Below are 16,039 nucleotides of genomic sequence, written 5' to 3'. Positions count from 1 at the left end.
TTTTTAATTAATTTTAGCAAGATATCTGCTCAGTGCTTCTATTTTACCTTGAACAACCCCCTAAGGAAAAGCGACAATAGCAACCTGCATTAAAATGAGACAAGATAAATGATCATAGCTACAGATTTAAGTTTAGCCCGAGGCGCAAAATACCTCATAAAATCATCAAGTTTTACTATACATCCAAATCATAAGGTTGGGCTTGTTGGGGCGAACGGCTGTGGTAAATCTTCTTTATTCGCCAGTTTATTAGGTGCATTACCTGCAGACTTGGGCAATCTATCTATGCCAACAAGCTGGAAAATCGCAACTGTAAAGCAAGAAACACCAGCATTAGAGCAATCAGCGCTAGATTACGTTATGGATGGTGATGTTGAGTTTCGCCAATTAGAGGCAAAGTTAGCGCAAGCACGCGCCGACGACAATGGCACACTTGAAGCCACTATTATTAATCAAATTGATACGGTAAATGGTTATAGTTTACCTGCACGCGCCGGCGAGTTATTGCATGGCTTAGGTTTTTTACAAGAGCAGCTAGTTAATCCGGTAAAATCGTTCTCAGGTGGTTGGCGAATGCGCTTAAACTTAGCTCAGGCCTTGATCAGCCGCGCTGATTTATTGCTACTTGATGAACCGACTAACCATTTAGATTTAGATGCCGTTATTTGGCTACAGCGTTGGCTGAAAAGATTTACCGGCACCTTAGTGCTTATCTCGCATGACCGCGATTTTCTTGATGATGTAATCGGCCAAATACTGCATATTGAACATCAAACTGCGAAACTATATTCTGGTAATTACAGTGCTTTTGAACGCCAACGTGCAGAGCACTTAGCGCAACAAGACGCACAGTATCAAAAGCAGCAAAAAGAAGTTGCTCATTTAACTTCTTTTGTTGACCGCTTTCGCGCGAAAGCCAGTAAAGCGAAGCAAGCACAGAGCCGTTTAAAGCGCCTGCAAAAATTACCTGATTTAGCGCCAGCGCATGTCGATAGCCAATTTACCTTTAGCTTTGAACAGCCTGACACTTTACCTTACCCATTATTGTCCTTAGCTGAAAGCCAATGTGGTTACAGTGATGAAGCCATTATTTTAGAAGATGTTGGCATGACCTTGGTCCCAGGTAGCCGAATCGGCCTGCTAGGTCGCAATGGTGCGGGTAAATCAACACTAATAAAATCTCTCGCCGGTGATTTAACCTTATTAAAAGGCGAACGTTATTGTGCGCAAGATTTGCGTGTGGGCTATTTTTCTCAGCATCAACTTGAGCAATTGCATTTGCCAAGCAGTGCTATAGAACATATAACGCGAGCAAAACCTGATTTAACCGAGTTACAAGCCAGATCATTTTTAGGGCGTTTTGGCTTTAGTGGCGATCAGGCGTTAGATAAAGTGGGCACCATGTCTGGTGGTGAAAAAGCGCGTTTAGTTTTGGCCCTTATTGTCTTAGAAAAACCCCAGTTATTGTTATTAGATGAGCCCACCAACCATCTTGATTTAGAAATGCGTCAAGCACTAGTACTAGCGTTGCAAGACTTTGACGGCGCAATTATTCTCATTGCTCATGACAGGTATTTATTAGAGTCATGTGTTGATGAGTTTTATATTGTTGCTAATGGTCGAGTAACCGATTTTGACGGCGATATTGATGATTATCAGCAATGGTTAAACGATGATAAAAAACAATCAGTTAAAGCCAACAAAGTTGTTTCTGAGCCACAAGTCGACAAAAAGCAACAACGTAAAGAGCAAGCTGAGCTTCGTAAAAAGGCATCACCTTTGCGTAAACAAGCCGATAAATTTGAAAAGCTCGTACAGCAAAATCAAGATGAGCTAACGACAGTAGAAGCACAACTTGCTGACAGTGATATTTATCAAACAGAGCACAAAGTAAAGCTAACTGACTTACTCAAACGACAAGCGTCACTTAAACAAAACTTGGAAACAAATGAAATGCAATGGCTTGACCTTGAAGAACAAATTGAAGAGATAATGTCGCAAGCTTTATAAATTTATTGCTACACTTAACGTATCGCAGCAAAAACTTTGTCACTGCGAGAAGTGGCGACAACACCGAACATAGGACATTATTATGAAAAAATTGACCTTACTAGCACTCAGTTTTGCTCTTTTTACCCAAAGCCCAGCTTATAGTGCTGATTTAGATTTAGGCATATACGAGCTAAACCGTGGCGAATTTAAAGCCGCAATTGCAGAATTCGAACCTTTAGTTGCCGAGGAATATGCTCCTGCACAATATCAAATGGCATTAGTTTATTTAAACGGTTACGGCGTAGTTAAAAACCCAACGAAGGCGTTAGAACTTCTACATCAAGCTGCTTCACAAAATTACTCTGAAGCACTATTCGATCTTTCTTTACTTTATAGTGAGGGAGAAGTGGTGAAAAAAGATTTGAAAACGGCTTATGCATTAATGGAAAAAGCCGCGAATAAAGACTTACCAAGAGCACAGTTTAATTTAGGTGTTATGCTGTTTAACGGTAATGGCGTACAACGCGATTACCTTCAGGCATCTCGCTGGTATCAAAAGGCGGCAGATCAAAACTATGCACTTGCACAATTTAATCTTGCCTTAATGTACTTTGAGGGCAAAGGCGTTGCTAAGAGCACAAAGATGTCTTATATCTGGAATATTATTGCGGCTAAAAATGCTTATCGCATGGCTGAAAAAAGCCGTGATATGGACGAACATAAATTATCAGTTGACGAGATTAAAGAGAGTCGTGAAAAAGCCGATGCTATTTATCGTAAAATAATCGAACAAAGAGAATTAAAGTTAAGACAAGCCTCTAACCGCTAGAGCCTAACCTATAGTGCTTTGTAAAGCATCTATACAACAATATTAAGTAAACCAAAACCCGCTCACCTTTAGCGGGTTTATTTTTATAAACATGTAAAAAATGCCGATTATCGGAGCTAAAAAATAAACCGGTATTGTTCTTGAACTTTATGCCATTAAAAAAATTCAAGGTGTTATGCCTCAGCGCATCAATCAACTTCACTAATCCCTGAAAATACTATTAATAACATAGCGATTAACATACCGAATAACATATCGATTAACCCTGAACATGATCTATATCAATAAGTATGTATTGAAGGTTCTTTATAATCTTTTTCGTACCTATTTACTTACTTTTGGAGTTAGCTATGAACTTTTTAGATATGCTTTTAAACGATCCTGTTGTCATTATGTCATTTCTTGGTTTAGCAACTGTATTAGGCATTTGTAGCTTTTATGTTTATTACTTTATAAAGCATATAAGTGAAGATAGTTAATTAGAGAAAATAGCCATTAAGTGGAAGGGCGAAAATCCCCGATAAGCGCTACAAACTTTACCGGTTATGTATGGCTGAAGTTTTAGGTTTGTCACGTTACTAATTGATGCCCTAGCAATATCTTAACAACTAGCAAGTGCGATTCTTTGTAGGCTCTATCCATTTGGGTTACGTATACTACTGAGTTGTAAGCTATCAATTACTTAAGTCTATTAGATAATTATTAAGTTTAAAGATAGTGACAAAATACTCCAATAAAAAAGCACCTAATTAGAGGTGCTTTTCTTGTCTGTCCTGAAATGTGTTAACACATGAAGGGCTTATTGTTTTTAAATCGTCTAGAAGCTAATCCCATTATCCCTAAAGCAAAGATAGCTAAAGTTGACGGTTCAGGAACGGAAGTTGCATTTTCTTGAAATGTTGTTCTATCTATTGCAGCAGTTACATTTCCATTACTTGAATATAAAGCAACACCACCAGTTATAGTAGAAAGATAATTCGCTGAAAATGTTGTTGTACCGACAGTGTATGCATCTGAATTAGTATTAGATGCACTACTATATTGAGACGTACTTACAGCATCCAAAGATATAGAAGATCCCAAATGAGTAAGTAACTGATTTGCCGGTGCAAATGCGCTAAATACGTCAGCTTCACCACCAACCCAAAGATTACCACCGGCACTTAAAAAACCACTTATTAATTGCAAGGTAGATTGGCTATACAAAGAGCCACTAGAAGCAATAAGCCAGTCAGCACCAATTAAGCTAGAGCTTGATAAGGTCATTGATTGTGAATAGCTTGCAGCTGTTTGAGTAGCAACAGAATCCCAGTTATCAAGTGACCAAGGATCAGTCGCTGAGTTCAGACCTATAACATTTTGATTACCAAATACATTGTTAAAAAAAACACTATTACTTGAGTTATTAATATTACTATCCCCAACCGCAATAATAAGTCCAGCATTTGCTTGTGATGTAACTGTTAATAATATAGCTAAAATAATTCTACGCATTTCGATTCTCTTACAGCTTAAAGTAAAGCAGAACAAGCAAGTATCGAACCAAAAGCACAAGTCGCTGTATTTTAATGGTTTTTATGGATAGCTCACTGTTTATCACCTAAGACTGTAAAAAGAACTGACAGTGTATCCACCTTATAGAGTTTTCATTCATGTCTTCTGCATTACTTTAGGGATAATCGCAAAAGACATTAAGCTTATTTGGTAAAATTTTATTAAAAATGTTACGAGTTAAACCTATCACTCACTGTAGTCAAACGGTGGGCATGGACATAGTTTTAACGTACAATAAATTTTTTGTATTACACGCTATTACCGTATTATGTTTACCAAAAGCTCTTTCAGCCCCGCTTGGTGGCTTAAAAACGCCCATTTACAAACCATTGCCGCTAAGTTTTTTAGGCGTAGCCACACCATAAATACCACTGATGAAACTTTAGAGTTGCCTGATGGAGACTTTGTTGATTTAGCTTGGACCGAAAAGGTAAACTCGAACTGTTCACGTCCTATTATTGCGATATTGCATGGCCTTGAAGGCTCTAAGAACAGTCATTATGCTAAAGGGATGTTAAGCGCTATAAAAGCACAAGGCTGGGTGGGTGTGTTAATGCACTTTCGAGGATGTAGCGGTCGCCCAAATCGCATGGCTCAATCGTATCACAGCGGACAAACCTGTGATGTTGACTATTTTAGTCAATACCTTGCTAGCAGTTACCCACAAGCAAAAAAAGCCATTGTAGGCTTTTCGTTAGGCGGTAATGTCCTGACAAAATATTTAGCAGAACAAAAACAAAATATCTATCAAGCGGCCTGTGTTATATGCGCTCCACTTGATCTTTCAAGCTGTAGTAACAGAATTAACCGTGGCTTTTCTCGTGTCTATCAAAAGTATTTAGTCGATATGCTTAGAGCGAGTACAGTGATAAAGATTAAAGCTAATTTATTAAAAAATATCGATAGAAACTTGCTGAATAACGTACGCTCTATTCGCGATTTTGATCAAATGGTTACCGCACCGATTAATGGCTTTGCTGATGTAAATGACTATTATCAGCAAGCCAGCGGTCGCGATGTGTTACAACAAATCACCACGCCGTGTTTAATTATTCATGCCACCGACGATCCTTTCTTATGTCATGTGAATACAACGGCCATTACAACTTTACCTAAACAAATAACTTTTGAAGTGAGCGCTAAAGGTGGTCATGTTGGCTTTATTAGTGGTAACAACCCACTGAAACCAAAGTATTGGTTAGAGCAACGTATACCTGAGTTTTTTACGAGATATTTATGATTATTCCATTAGAACAATTGTCAGACGACACATTAAGCGCCATTATCGAAAACTTTGTTCTTCGTGAAGGTACAGAGTACGGCAGTACAGACGTGTCGCTAGATGAAAAAATTACCCAAGTTCGCCAGCAATTAAAGCAAGGCACCGCGCTTTTGGTATATTCAGAGCTACATGAAACCGTAAATATTTTGCCAAAAGACCAATTTATTGAAGGTAGTGAAGAGCATGAAGAAAACAGTTAATACCCGTTAAGTGTTCGGATTTTAGCAATAAAAAAGGCACTGATTAAGTGCCTTTAGTTTTCCAGGTGATGCTTAAGTGATATTTAGATGGTAATTAAATGATCATTAAATAAAAAGTTAACGAGTAAATGTTACTGAAAAACTTACCGGTACTACATAATTAATACTCGGCAGAGAAGCTAACTCTTTAAGCTTATTGATACCTGCTACTACGCCGTATGCATCAGCTTGAATAAAAAATGGCTTTATTGTATTCACCAAAATTTTATCCTCACTTAATTTAATCACACTAACATCAAGCATTATAGTTTGTTGCTCGCCGTGAAAATCTAACACACCGCTAATCGTTAACTTTTTATCTTCACCAATAACTAAACTCTTTAGTAATGAAGTTTCAAGCGTTGCAGTAAAGTTTGCAGTGCTGTATGTATCGGTGTCAAATAGAAACGCTTTCATTCGTTCATCACGAATGGCAATATTCGTATTAACACTGCTCAAGTCGACACTGATATTAACTTGGGCTTGCTCAGTAATATTACCGGCAAGTTTTGAAAAACTATGGTTCTCAGCAATATTGCCTTTTTTCACTGACATAAAGCTAAGTTGAGAGTTTTCATTATCGAGCTTCCACGCTGCTAATGCAGGTAAACTCACTGTTGTTGTCAACAGTAGGGAAATTAATATTGAGGATATGTTACGCAAAATTTTCTCCATGTAAGCTAAATGATTAGCTACTGTATTGACTCAAAGCAATGCACAATATTGAACTATACGTATTGGTATAAGTGTTACTGTCTTATTACATTATGCCTGTGTCTATATTAAGTTATAAGGCGAGTCGCTTTATGAGGTTTAATAATATCTTGCCAAGGAATTTCTTTGTTCCCTAACGAGACAAAATCGGGCTGCATCAAAGTCTCACGTTGATTATAGGTTAGGGGCTTAAATTCACTGTCAATAATACTGCCCCCTGCTTGTTCGATGATACAATGACTTGCGCCAGTATCCCACTCACCTGTTGGACCAACACGTAAATAACAGTCTGCACCGCCTTCAGCAATTAAACAGTTTTTCAACGAGCAACTACCTAAAGCAACATGGTCGAAGTCGTATTTACTATTTAGATACTGCCCCATTAGATTAATATCCTGGCGACGGCTTATTGCGACTTTAATACGACGTTGGCCATCATATTTTGCCACATATATTTGGCGACTACCGGCATCGTTTTCTTTAAAAGCCCCTAAGTTATTTTGAGCATAATAAGTAAGTTGGTGATCAGGCGCATGAATAACACCTATACTGGGCCAGCCGTTTTCAACCAATGCCACATTTACGGCAAAGTCACCGCTGCCAGCAATAAACTCTCCGGTACCATCAATAGGATCTAGTAACCAATAACGAGACCATTTACTGCGCTGTGCTAATGCTAACGCTCCTACTTCCTCTGAAATAATCGGAATCTCAGGCGTTAAGCGTTTTAATTCATCCATTAAAATATCGTTTGCGGCGATGTCGGCACTGGTAACAGGGCTATTATCTTCTTTAATTTCGGCGGTAAAGTTACCGTTTTTATAATAGCGTGCGACTTCTTGCCCTGCTTTTTTGGCACTTTCAAGCGCAATTGATAGTAGTTTTTCTTGACTCATTCAATAGCTCCTAAGTGATCTTTTACCAGTAATAAAGCCGCGATACTACGCGACTCATTAAAGTCTTTCTGTTGTAGTAATTCATGATAATTCGCCAATGGCCAAGGCACTATTTCTAAGTCTTCAGGCTCATCTCCGACTAGCTTCTCAGCATAAAGATCTTCTGCAAAAAATATCGTCATTTGAGCATCAAAAAATGCAGGTGCCATAGCAACAGTATGAATTGAGGTTAATTTTTTAGCACCATAGCCAACTTCTTCTTTTAATTCACGATTAGCGGCTTGTGCTGCACTTTCGCCAGCATCGATTAAACCTTTAGGAAAGCCAAGTTCATAGGTATGGGTGCCACCGCAGTATTCTCTCACGAGTAGCATGGTGTTTTTATCCAGCATAGGAACAATCATTACTGCTCCACGACCTTTGCCATACATACGTTCATACTCTCGTTTTTCGCCGTTGCTAAAAGTTAAGTCAACTTGTTCAATCGTAAATAAATGACTTTTGGCAACCTGCTTACGTGAGGTGATTTCAGGTAGTATTTTTTTTGTTGTCATAACGCCCTTAATTGTAACAACTTAAGTGAAATGTTTTGTATATAAACGCTAAAGTTTAACCATAGCACGATAACATTGAATACATAACCATAAGGCTTGGGTATAATAGTATTTGCTTTAAATATTTATCTGTTTGGCAAATATTAGTCTCTTTGAGACATTCTATAATAAACGTGTTTCAAGGGAAAAATCTATGCTTGATTGGTCAAAAATTTCAACTGTTTTACTGGATATGGATGGCACAATTCTCGATTTACATTACGACAACCATTTTTGGCTACATCATTTACCCCAACGCTTAAGTGAATTACAGGGTATGAGTTTGCTAGAGGCAAAACAGTCGTTAATGTCGCATTATGAAAAAGTAGCGGGCACTATAGATTGGTATTGCTTAGATTACTGGGCAGAACAAACTCAATTATCTATTACCGATTTAAAGCGTGAGATACAGCACTTAATTCGATTACGCGATGACGCACATGACTTTCTTGTTGCCTTAAAATCATCGGGTCGAGATATTGTATTAGTGACTAATGCGCACCCTGACAGCCTTTCGTTAAAAATTGAGCGTACATCTTTAGATAAATATTTTAATACGCTTTACTCAACGCACGAGTTTGGCGTGACCAAAGAGTCGCAATTGCTTTGGCAGCGCTTGCAAGAAAAGCATGGCTTTGAGTTAGAAAGTACGCTTTTTGTAGATGACAGCTTAGTTATACTCGACTCCGCGAAAAAATACGGTATTGGCCAAATATTAGCTGTTGCGAACCCTGACAGTAAAAAAGCAAACAATGTATTTGAAGATTACCCATCAATTACCGACTACCGTGTTTTATTAGCTGAAATAAATAACAATAAACCAAACAATGAATCATAGATTGATAGTTATTAACTGCTGCTAAGTAACATAACTTCACTTAGCAACAGTTAATGTTAGTCACGAATAAAAATACAGAAAACTAATTACTTTAAATCGCTAGGCCCATGATTAGCCACATATGCTCCTCTTTCTCCTTTGGGCTTTGCCTTACCCGCCGTAGTATCTTCTTCCGTTTGTAGCTCGGTTGCAGCATTGATTGCAGCGCCTAGTAAAATCGTAAAAGCGGTGACATAAAACCACATCAATAAAATAACTACGCCTCCCATTGAACCATAGGTTTCGTTATAACTGGCATACTCGGTAATATACAAGTTGAAAAAGTATGATCCCACTAGCCAAAACAAAGTCGCCAATAATGCACCCGGTGTTGTCCAACGCCATTTCGCTGATACTCTATGTGGCGCATATTTATATAAACTTGCTAGTGATAAATTAAATATTATTAATAAAACTGGCCAGGTTACCCACCCCAATAAAGACTGGCTTGTTTCATCTAACATACTTAATGCAAATGGAATAATAACAATCATAAGTAACATCAGCAGCATAGTTAATATCGTCGCCAAAGTTAACATTGTACGCACGAGAATCATTTTAAAAAATGAACGAGTACGCCCCTCTTTATAACTAATATTACAGGCCGTAATTAATGCTACAGAGCCTTTACCGCCACTCCAAATAGCCAATAAAAAACTAAAAGCAAAACCTACGCTTAAAGCACTATTGTCTGTGGTTAATAAGCTTTCAATTTGTGCTTCTAAAATTTCCCTACTTTGCTCAGGAATTACGCCCACCAAAAGATTCATATGTTGCAACAGAGTTTGCTGATCTGTAAAAAGCCCATACATAGAAACCAATGCGGCCAATAAGGGAAACATAGCTAACAAAAAATAAAACGCCACACCCGCAGCAATAAGCGACATATTATCTTGCTCAACTTTGTGTAGAACACGTTTAACTATTTGCCACCAGCTTGTTAGCGAAAACTCTTGTGGGTGCTTAATTTGATTATTTGAATTCATGTAGAATAGGCCTCTTTATTACATCTAACGCTAAATGCTACTGCTGTATTTTTGTAGTTAGGCTCAGCTGTTTTAGTTTTTACAGGGTTTGGATATAAGCGATGCAGAAATGAACTCAACAAATATTTGAGTGTTTTCATTTATGTTGTAAATAGGGCTAGCAACTTATAAAACTGCTAGCCCAGATCTAAGCTATAAATTAAGTTATAACTTTGTGCTAAGGCCTAAAATATTGCAGGCAAATTGTTGACGCTAATGGCAATCGTGGTTTTTACAAAAACGAGCAACTTCAGCTTCCGCTTCTTCCTTAGATTTACCGTATCGTTCTTGGATCTTACCCGCCAATTTTTCTTTTTGGCCATTGATAATATCCATGTCGTCATTAGTTAAATCACCCCATTGTTTTTGGGCTTCACCTTTTACTTGTTTCCATTTTCCTTCAAAAGTATCTTTGTTCATAGTTGCTCTCCTATAATTTCAGATTGGTGGTAAATAGCACTCAAACTAAAGTACTCATTTAAGCACTGATTTAAATCCCTATTTTATTTGCAAAACTCACACCAGAACATAAGCAACTGTAAAAAAAGGAAAAATGGACTTAACACTTCCCTGTAAAATATTTAGAATGAAAGTATTACAAAGGACTATGTATTAGTTACAAAATTTAGAAAGCTCTCGTTATACCAATTGATTTAGCCACAACAAGCTAAATTTTTTGTATCTGATGATTTTAAAATTTATACATAATTGCTCAAACCAAATGGTTGAGATTACTCTGTTGTTTAGGGGTTACATTTAGGAAATGTGTTTAGGTATATGTTTTCAGGGGGTCAAAGATTGGTAATATAAAAGGTAATTTTATATTACCTTTTATATTCAATAAGGTACTTATCCAGAGTTCAGAGTACTTATATTTTCAAACGGTAACGGCCTTTTCTATCGGGTTTACCTAAAAAGCTTAATACTGCTGTTAATGGCTCTGGGAACTTCTCAGCAGGTGTTAAATAGCCACTACCAGACAATCGCCCACCTTGTGCTAGCGTTGCGCGGTAACTCAGTCCTAGATTATTTTCTGGGTCAATATCAGCAATTAGCTCACCTTTATCGCAGCTAAGTTTGGCCGCTAGCCCACCTAATTCAACTTTTTCTTCAAACGCTGTTGCAGCAGCATTACGCCATTGCAAGTCGCCTTCTAGTTCACTACATATTGGTGCACCAACAATAAAGCGCGTAATATTAAGCTGAAGTTGTTCGTGAGCAATAATATCGATAGGTAAATTTAAGCGTGCTGCTACGGTATTGGCTGCTACATTTATTTGTGCATCTTCAACAACCATCTCTGATAATAAACCACTAATGGTTAATTGCCCTTCTGGGCCGTTAACTAAGGCATTACCAAAAGTAATATCAAGTTCAGGATTAAGCATTAACACTGACATAAATGACAACGAGCTTTGCACTTGGTTAATAACTATATCGTCAACCATTACTTGCTTAATTTCGCTATGCCACACCGTGCCTTCAACTGACGAAATAGCCACATTTTTAGGTAATTGAATTTGCGAGATTAACCAACTAGCTGGCATTAGCGCGATTGCAAAAATACAATATGCGGTGAAAAAAATTGCTACATAGGCAAACGTCTTCTTCATTAACTCTTTCCTAACTGTAATCGACGAACACGAACCACGCCTTGTTGGTCAGCTAAACTTAGATCTATATTTTTTACTTGAAGACCATCTCTGCTAGCGAGTTGCTCTAACCAAGTTAACAACTGATTAAACGAAATTTCGTCTATCCAAACTTGTAGATCATCACCTTGAGGCTGCATGCGCGTAATAATAATATTATTCAGCCTTGACGTTCTGTTTACAATGCTCGATAAACTCGCCCCAGAACCCGCTCGACCACTGCGCTTCGCTGCTTGATAACGTTGAGTATTTTCTTCAACCCAAATTAACAAATCTTGCTGGCGCTCTAGCGTTGATTTCTGTTTGTTTATGCTTTCATTCAGCGGTTGCCAAATAAGCCCATATAAAATAAATATCGACACTAGCACCGACATAACGAGTACTAAACGTTGCTCACGAATATTTAACTGTTGCCACCATGCTTTCATGAGCGCCCCTTCATTGAAGTGTCTGTAATGCTAAACGAACCAGAAATTTGATCACCTTGATTATTTTGTGCACCTAAATTAACCGTTAGGCCTGCTTTTTCGAAAGCGACTTTAAGTTTTTCAAAATACTGATAATCTTTGGCGACAGTTTGCATACGTACTTCTTGACGTTTGCCGTCAAACTTTAATGTTTGAGGCTTTATCTCTGGTACACTGGCTAATGCAGGCTCAAGCTTAACCAATAGCGCTAAGAAACCTGCAGAATCTTCACTGTTACCCACTTCGGCTAACTTCTGTCGAAGCTGTGAACGGACGGTTGAAATTCTCACTCGCTTAGTTTCAGGAAAAACCGTTTTATATTTTTCAATAATTTCAGTTTCAAGAGCATCTTGTTGATTCGATAACTGATAAAGTTCTGCGCCCTTTAGTCCAAAGTTAAGTATTAAGGCAAAACAGGCAACACCTGCGACCCAAAGCCAATTCATCGTATCAGCCGAGCGTTTTTCTTTTACCTGAAACTCACCTTGCAGCAAGTTAAACTTACGCGCATGGTTATTCGCTAAAATAGCTAAAGGTAATTCTTCAGGCAAGTACTCAATGGTTAATTCATCGGGTACTTCTGACAAAGCAGAATAAGCATGAATGGTTTGTTCGTTTTCATCCAACCCCTTAAAGAATTGCGAAATTACTGGCCAAGCATTAGCTTCAAATGACATAACTTGCCATTCGCCAAGCCTAATCAACACTTGTTCGCCTAACATTACCGCGCTGCTACTTTGCGGCACAACAGGTAATGCTAAGGCGTCAGGTATCATTAACTTGCAGAAAATATTTGCGTCTGCCAACCATTGCAACCATATTTCGAGTTGTTTACGTTCAAGCGCAGCAACAAAGCAGTTATGCCCTTGCTCGTCTTGTTTAAGATCATTAAAAGCAAAACACAATTGCTCAACGTCTTGTGCTAGCGTTTCTTCAAGCATATATGGCGCAGCTAAACGAATAGCGCGTTGCGATGAACCTGGCACTTTTATGCGCTTAATCGCAATATCGCTGGTAGGAACAAAAACAACGACTTCTCTTGCTGCAGATTTTTCGGTAAGTTGCGTTAATTCACCTGCGTTAGGTAACTCACCACTTGCTATTATGTCTTCTTGTCCGTTGATTTTAATCAGCCAGTGAATTCTATTTTCAGCTTGGCTGCCTAAACGGATAAATAAGGTTTCACCCATTACTCTCGTCCTATGATGCGACTGATCACATTTATATTATTTTTATCGTCTACTTTCATAATGGTGTTCAAAGCAAAGTAACTGTTATTAAAACTTGCGGTTGTTTTGAGCTTAAAGTACTCGCTCTTAACGGCAAAAAATTGTTTTTTATCTGGCGAAATTTTGGCTTTGGTTAATTCAGCTAAAGCAAAAAATTCATCAATGTTTTTAAAGCCTTCTTCACCACGGGAAGATAAAGCTTGTGATGCTTCATTTTGACTTATCCCTAACATGGCTACAAGTATTTCAGGTTGATCTTGTGCAATGGTGTTAATGTTTATTTTATTCGAGTTGGTGTCAGGCAATATACAAGCGTAATCTTTTAGCTTTTCAATAACATCAACAGTAAAGTGTTCAACAACCCTTAACTCTCCTATGCTAGCCAAATAATTATTAGCAGCCAAGTAAGGGAACTCTTTCGCCGCATAATCGTTATCTTCTGCGCCGCCTGAACTTGAAATACTACCATCAGCGTCTAGCCAATCGGTTAAAGCATCAGCCATGTATTCAGCTTCAAAGCTTCCTACACCTTCGATATTAATTGCAATAAGTAACTCTTCAAAAGCAGTTCTTACCGGCGATTTTTTTACTGTTGTACTGTTATTGTTATTGTTATTGTTATTGCTAGCTTCTTCGCTATCAGTCTTTAGTGCATTTAAATTAAAGCAACTATTTAAGTCGGTTATTTCACCGGTAATTTCGCCGAAATCAACCGGGAAAGTATTTTCACCTTGTGCCCATAGTTGGCTCAAATGTGTAACTTCGGCATCGTCTTCAAACGATTGTATTAATATTCTTTTAGCAAATGCTTCAGCGCCCATAGCGTACCAATAAGCTTGCTGATTCGAGCCTATATTGGTTGTGCGTTGCATTTGTAATTGCAATCTTGCGGTCATTTGCGTTGCTAATATGGCAATTAACGCAATAATAAGCATAACCGTAATTAACGCCACCCCTTTGGGTGTTTGCTTAACAGCGAACACTTTACTCACGGCTATCGTCCTTATTTTGCAAATCATCCCCTGCAACGAGGAATTGTCGACGAATAATGCCGAAATCTGTGGTATCTATTTCAATCGCAATAGCTTGCGGCAAGGTGCCTTCTTGCAGTGTTTTCTGCCATTTTTTACCATCATAAAACTCGAAAGTTAAGCTTTCAACTTTTGAGATTAATGGTCTAACTTTTGGTTCTTCACCTAACACGGCATCAACAAAGTTAAAGTGCATTCGTTCAACGGTATTTTCATTGAGTTGATAAGCCACTGATTGCATATCACTTCGTGGCAATAATAAACCAGGATTAGTCCAACCATGGCGAACAAAAGCAATGGCTTGCTCGCTACCGCTATAACTTTCAATATCTGTGTGTAAAAAGCCGCTTTGTGGTGCTTCGCCATAAAAGCGCACGCTACGCCTTGCTATTTGCAACACATCACGTTCAATAATTAAAAAGCCGCGTTGTAATTCGTTAATACGCTCAGTGCGTTCTTTGGTCACTGTGTCACTATTTAATACCGTTTCAAAAATGCTAAAGCTTGCCATACTGATCACCGAAAAAATGGCAATGGCGATTAAAACCTCTAGTAAAGTAAAGCCCTGGCTTAGTTTAGTTATAGGCTTCGAAGTACGATTTAACCTTTGATAATATTTAGCAGCAGTATTCATTAGTTTTGCTTCGACACATAGGTCATTAAACTGGTTAATGCTGAGGGATCTTTTTCATCTAATCGCACTTCTAGCACAATCGCACGCATGTCTTTATCGGTGGTTTTAATCACTTTCTGTTGCCAAAACCATTCTAGCCCGGCTAACTCGACCTTACCTTTTTTATTATTCTTAGGTGGCCAAGTATCGTCGAGTGTAATTTCTACTAACTGGTTCGATGCTACCCAACTTGCAAGAATTTTACTTTCTAAATAACCTAAATTACGTGCGTTAGTATCTGCGGTTCCTAAAATGGCTATCCCGGCAATTGAAAATACCGCCATAGCTAGCATAACCTCAATAAGGGTAAAACCTTTCTCTAACTTGCGATAATAATTAGCGAGCATTAACTATTGGCCCTTCTATCGTAAGTGGTGTGGTATAAATGCCAGACACTTTAAAGCTGATGTTTTCATCACCGTCAAAAGCGAATTCAGCCAATGAAAAGGTTAAACTGAAGGGCGTAATATCTCCGCCAGACAGCATATAGACTTGTGGAATTGTTTTTTTCTTTTCTTCTTCTTCAGTAAAGTCGTCTTCTTCGTCTTCGTTAATTAAAACTGACGAGTCAAACAATAAAGTCTCCTCGATCGGTAAGTCATCAAGCTGTAAGCTTATTTCAATGCCTTCAGGTAAGGTATAAACTTCAAATAATGGATTATTAGCAATCGGGGCCCAACTAGTGCCGTCGTAGCCCAGAAACTGATAGCTATTTTCTTCAATGAATAAACCTAGCTCAACATTATTGAGTAACCCGTATTCTGCAGCAACGTCAAAAATGCCCGCAAAGCGAGCACTGTTTTGTTCTAATAACTGCTCAGGCTTGTTACCTGAAAAACTAAACTGTATGGCAGAAACCATAACGCCAATAAGCACAATGACCAACATCACTTCGATTAAGGTAAAACCTTGCTGTGGGCGATGTTGTAATGCTAAACGGCGACTCGTGTTAAGCTTCATAGCTAGTTAATAATCAGTTAATCAAT

Annotated in this window: 19 protein-coding genes; 6 read left to right on the top strand and 13 right to left on the bottom strand. The window is 38.3% G+C overall.

Translation table 11 applies throughout. From position 1 onward, the window contains the following. Positions 1–108 precede the first annotated feature (108 nt). The 3 genes from AC27H3_RS14635 to AC27H3_RS14625 all read left to right on the top strand — a co-directional run bounded on the left by AC27H3_RS14635 (position 109) and on the right by AC27H3_RS14625 (position 3,300). Positions 109–2,010, top strand: coding sequence for an ATP-binding cassette domain-containing protein (locus AC27H3_RS14635; RefSeq protein ID WP_487107295.1), 1,902 nt, complete (start codon positions 109–111; stop codon positions 2,008–2,010). An 82-nt stretch (positions 2,011–2,092) separates the two neighbouring features. Continuing rightward, the gene (locus AC27H3_RS14630) at positions 2,093–2,821 is read left to right on the top strand and encodes a tetratricopeptide repeat protein (protein WP_273313670.1); all 729 of its coding nucleotides are present in this window, start codon (positions 2,093–2,095) and stop codon (positions 2,819–2,821) included. Positions 2,822–3,171: 350 nt separating this feature from the next. Next, positions 3,172–3,300 (top strand): DUF3149 domain-containing protein, encoded by a 129-nt coding sequence (locus AC27H3_RS14625; protein WP_487107293.1) that lies wholly within the window; start codon positions 3,172–3,174, stop codon positions 3,298–3,300. A 304-nt stretch (positions 3,301–3,604) separates the two neighbouring features. On the opposite strand, the gene AC27H3_RS14620 is transcribed toward AC27H3_RS14625, so the two are convergent. Continuing rightward, positions 3,605–4,315 (bottom strand): PEP-CTERM sorting domain-containing protein, encoded by a 711-nt coding sequence (locus AC27H3_RS14620; protein WP_487107291.1) that lies wholly within the window; start codon positions 4,313–4,315, stop codon positions 3,605–3,607. A gap of 328 nt (positions 4,316–4,643) precedes the next feature. Between AC27H3_RS14620 and AC27H3_RS14615 the strand changes: the two genes are divergently transcribed. Together AC27H3_RS14615 and AC27H3_RS14610 are read left to right on the top strand one after the other, a co-directional pair. Then, on the top strand, positions 4,644–5,615 hold the full coding sequence (locus tag AC27H3_RS14615; RefSeq protein WP_487107289.1) for a hydrolase: 972 nt from the start codon (positions 4,644–4,646) through the stop codon (positions 5,613–5,615). Continuing rightward, the gene (locus AC27H3_RS14610; RefSeq protein ID WP_085306133.1) at positions 5,612–5,857 is read left to right on the top strand and encodes a YheU family protein; all 246 of its coding nucleotides are present in this window, start codon (positions 5,612–5,614) and stop codon (positions 5,855–5,857) included. The genes AC27H3_RS14615 and AC27H3_RS14610 overlap by 4 nt, the downstream gene beginning before the upstream one ends. 117 nt (positions 5,858–5,974) lie before the next feature. On the opposite strand, the gene AC27H3_RS14605 is transcribed toward AC27H3_RS14610, so the two are convergent. The 3 genes from AC27H3_RS14605 to nudE form a co-directional block, all read right to left on the bottom strand. Further along, the gene (locus AC27H3_RS14605) at positions 5,975–6,559 is read right to left on the bottom strand and encodes a YceI family protein (RefSeq protein ID WP_487107287.1); all 585 of its coding nucleotides are present in this window, start codon (positions 6,557–6,559) and stop codon (positions 5,975–5,977) included. A gap of 119 nt (positions 6,560–6,678) precedes the next feature. Then, on the bottom strand, positions 6,679–7,506 hold the full coding sequence (cysQ, locus tag AC27H3_RS14600; protein WP_487107285.1) for a 3'(2'),5'-bisphosphate nucleotidase CysQ: 828 nt from the start codon (positions 7,504–7,506) through the stop codon (positions 6,679–6,681). Next, positions 7,503–8,060: an ADP compounds hydrolase NudE gene (gene nudE / locus AC27H3_RS14595; protein ID WP_085306136.1), complete on the bottom strand. Its 558-nt coding sequence runs from the start codon at positions 8,058–8,060 to the stop codon at positions 7,503–7,505. Before nudE ends, cysQ begins: the two co-directional genes overlap by 4 nt. Before the next feature lie 193 nt (positions 8,061–8,253). Here nudE and yrfG point away from each other — a divergent pair, with 193 nt between their 5' ends. After that, entirely contained in the window at positions 8,254–8,937 is a 684-nt protein-coding gene (gene yrfG / locus AC27H3_RS14590; RefSeq protein ID WP_487107283.1) for a GMP/IMP nucleotidase, read from the top strand. A gap of 86 nt (positions 8,938–9,023) precedes the next feature. Here the strand turns inward: yrfG and AC27H3_RS14585 are convergent, their stop codons facing one another. The 9 genes from AC27H3_RS14585 to gspH form a co-directional block, all read right to left on the bottom strand. Next, positions 9,024–9,962 (bottom strand): YihY/virulence factor BrkB family protein, encoded by a 939-nt coding sequence (locus AC27H3_RS14585; protein WP_487107281.1) that lies wholly within the window; start codon positions 9,960–9,962, stop codon positions 9,024–9,026. Positions 9,963–10,214: 252 nt separating this feature from the next. After that, entirely contained in the window at positions 10,215–10,421 is a 207-nt protein-coding gene (locus AC27H3_RS14580; protein ID WP_273313972.1) for a CsbD family protein, read from the bottom strand. 449 nt (positions 10,422–10,870) lie between these two features. Then, positions 10,871–11,614: a type II secretion system protein N gene (locus AC27H3_RS14575; RefSeq protein ID WP_273313970.1), complete on the bottom strand. Its 744-nt coding sequence runs from the start codon at positions 11,612–11,614 to the stop codon at positions 10,871–10,873. Beyond that, positions 11,614–12,081 (bottom strand): type II secretion system protein M, encoded by a 468-nt coding sequence (locus tag AC27H3_RS14570; protein WP_273313968.1) that lies wholly within the window; start codon positions 12,079–12,081, stop codon positions 11,614–11,616. Before AC27H3_RS14570 ends, AC27H3_RS14575 begins: the two co-directional genes overlap by 1 nt. Next, positions 12,078–13,310 (bottom strand): type II secretion system protein GspL, encoded by a 1,233-nt coding sequence (gspL, locus tag AC27H3_RS14565; RefSeq protein WP_487107279.1) that lies wholly within the window; start codon positions 13,308–13,310, stop codon positions 12,078–12,080. The genes AC27H3_RS14570 and gspL overlap by 4 nt, the downstream gene beginning before the upstream one ends. Next, the gene (gene gspK / locus AC27H3_RS14560) at positions 13,310–14,341 is read right to left on the bottom strand and encodes a type II secretion system minor pseudopilin GspK (RefSeq protein WP_487107277.1); all 1,032 of its coding nucleotides are present in this window, start codon (positions 14,339–14,341) and stop codon (positions 13,310–13,312) included. The genes gspL and gspK overlap by 1 nt, the downstream gene beginning before the upstream one ends. Next, a complete protein-coding gene (gene gspJ / locus AC27H3_RS14555; protein ID WP_273313962.1) occupies positions 14,334–15,014 on the bottom strand; it encodes a type II secretion system minor pseudopilin GspJ in 681 nt (226 codons plus the stop codon). Before gspJ ends, gspK begins: the two co-directional genes overlap by 8 nt. Continuing rightward, positions 15,014–15,400 (bottom strand): type II secretion system minor pseudopilin GspI, encoded by a 387-nt coding sequence (gene gspI, locus AC27H3_RS14550; protein WP_487107275.1) that lies wholly within the window; start codon positions 15,398–15,400, stop codon positions 15,014–15,016. The genes gspJ and gspI overlap by 1 nt, the downstream gene beginning before the upstream one ends. Next, positions 15,390–16,013 carry a type II secretion system minor pseudopilin GspH gene (gene gspH, locus AC27H3_RS14545; protein WP_487107273.1) on the bottom strand — a complete coding sequence of 208 codons (624 nt, stop codon included), beginning with the start codon at positions 16,011–16,013 and terminating at the stop codon, positions 15,390–15,392. The genes gspI and gspH overlap by 11 nt, the downstream gene beginning before the upstream one ends. Between the last annotated feature and the right edge of the window lie 26 nt (positions 16,014–16,039).

This window comes from Colwellia sp. NW0002-52-1, from assembly GCF_057550865.1.
The sequence above is the reverse complement of the archived record's forward strand: the minus strand, read 5'-3'. Positions and strand labels throughout refer to the sequence as shown.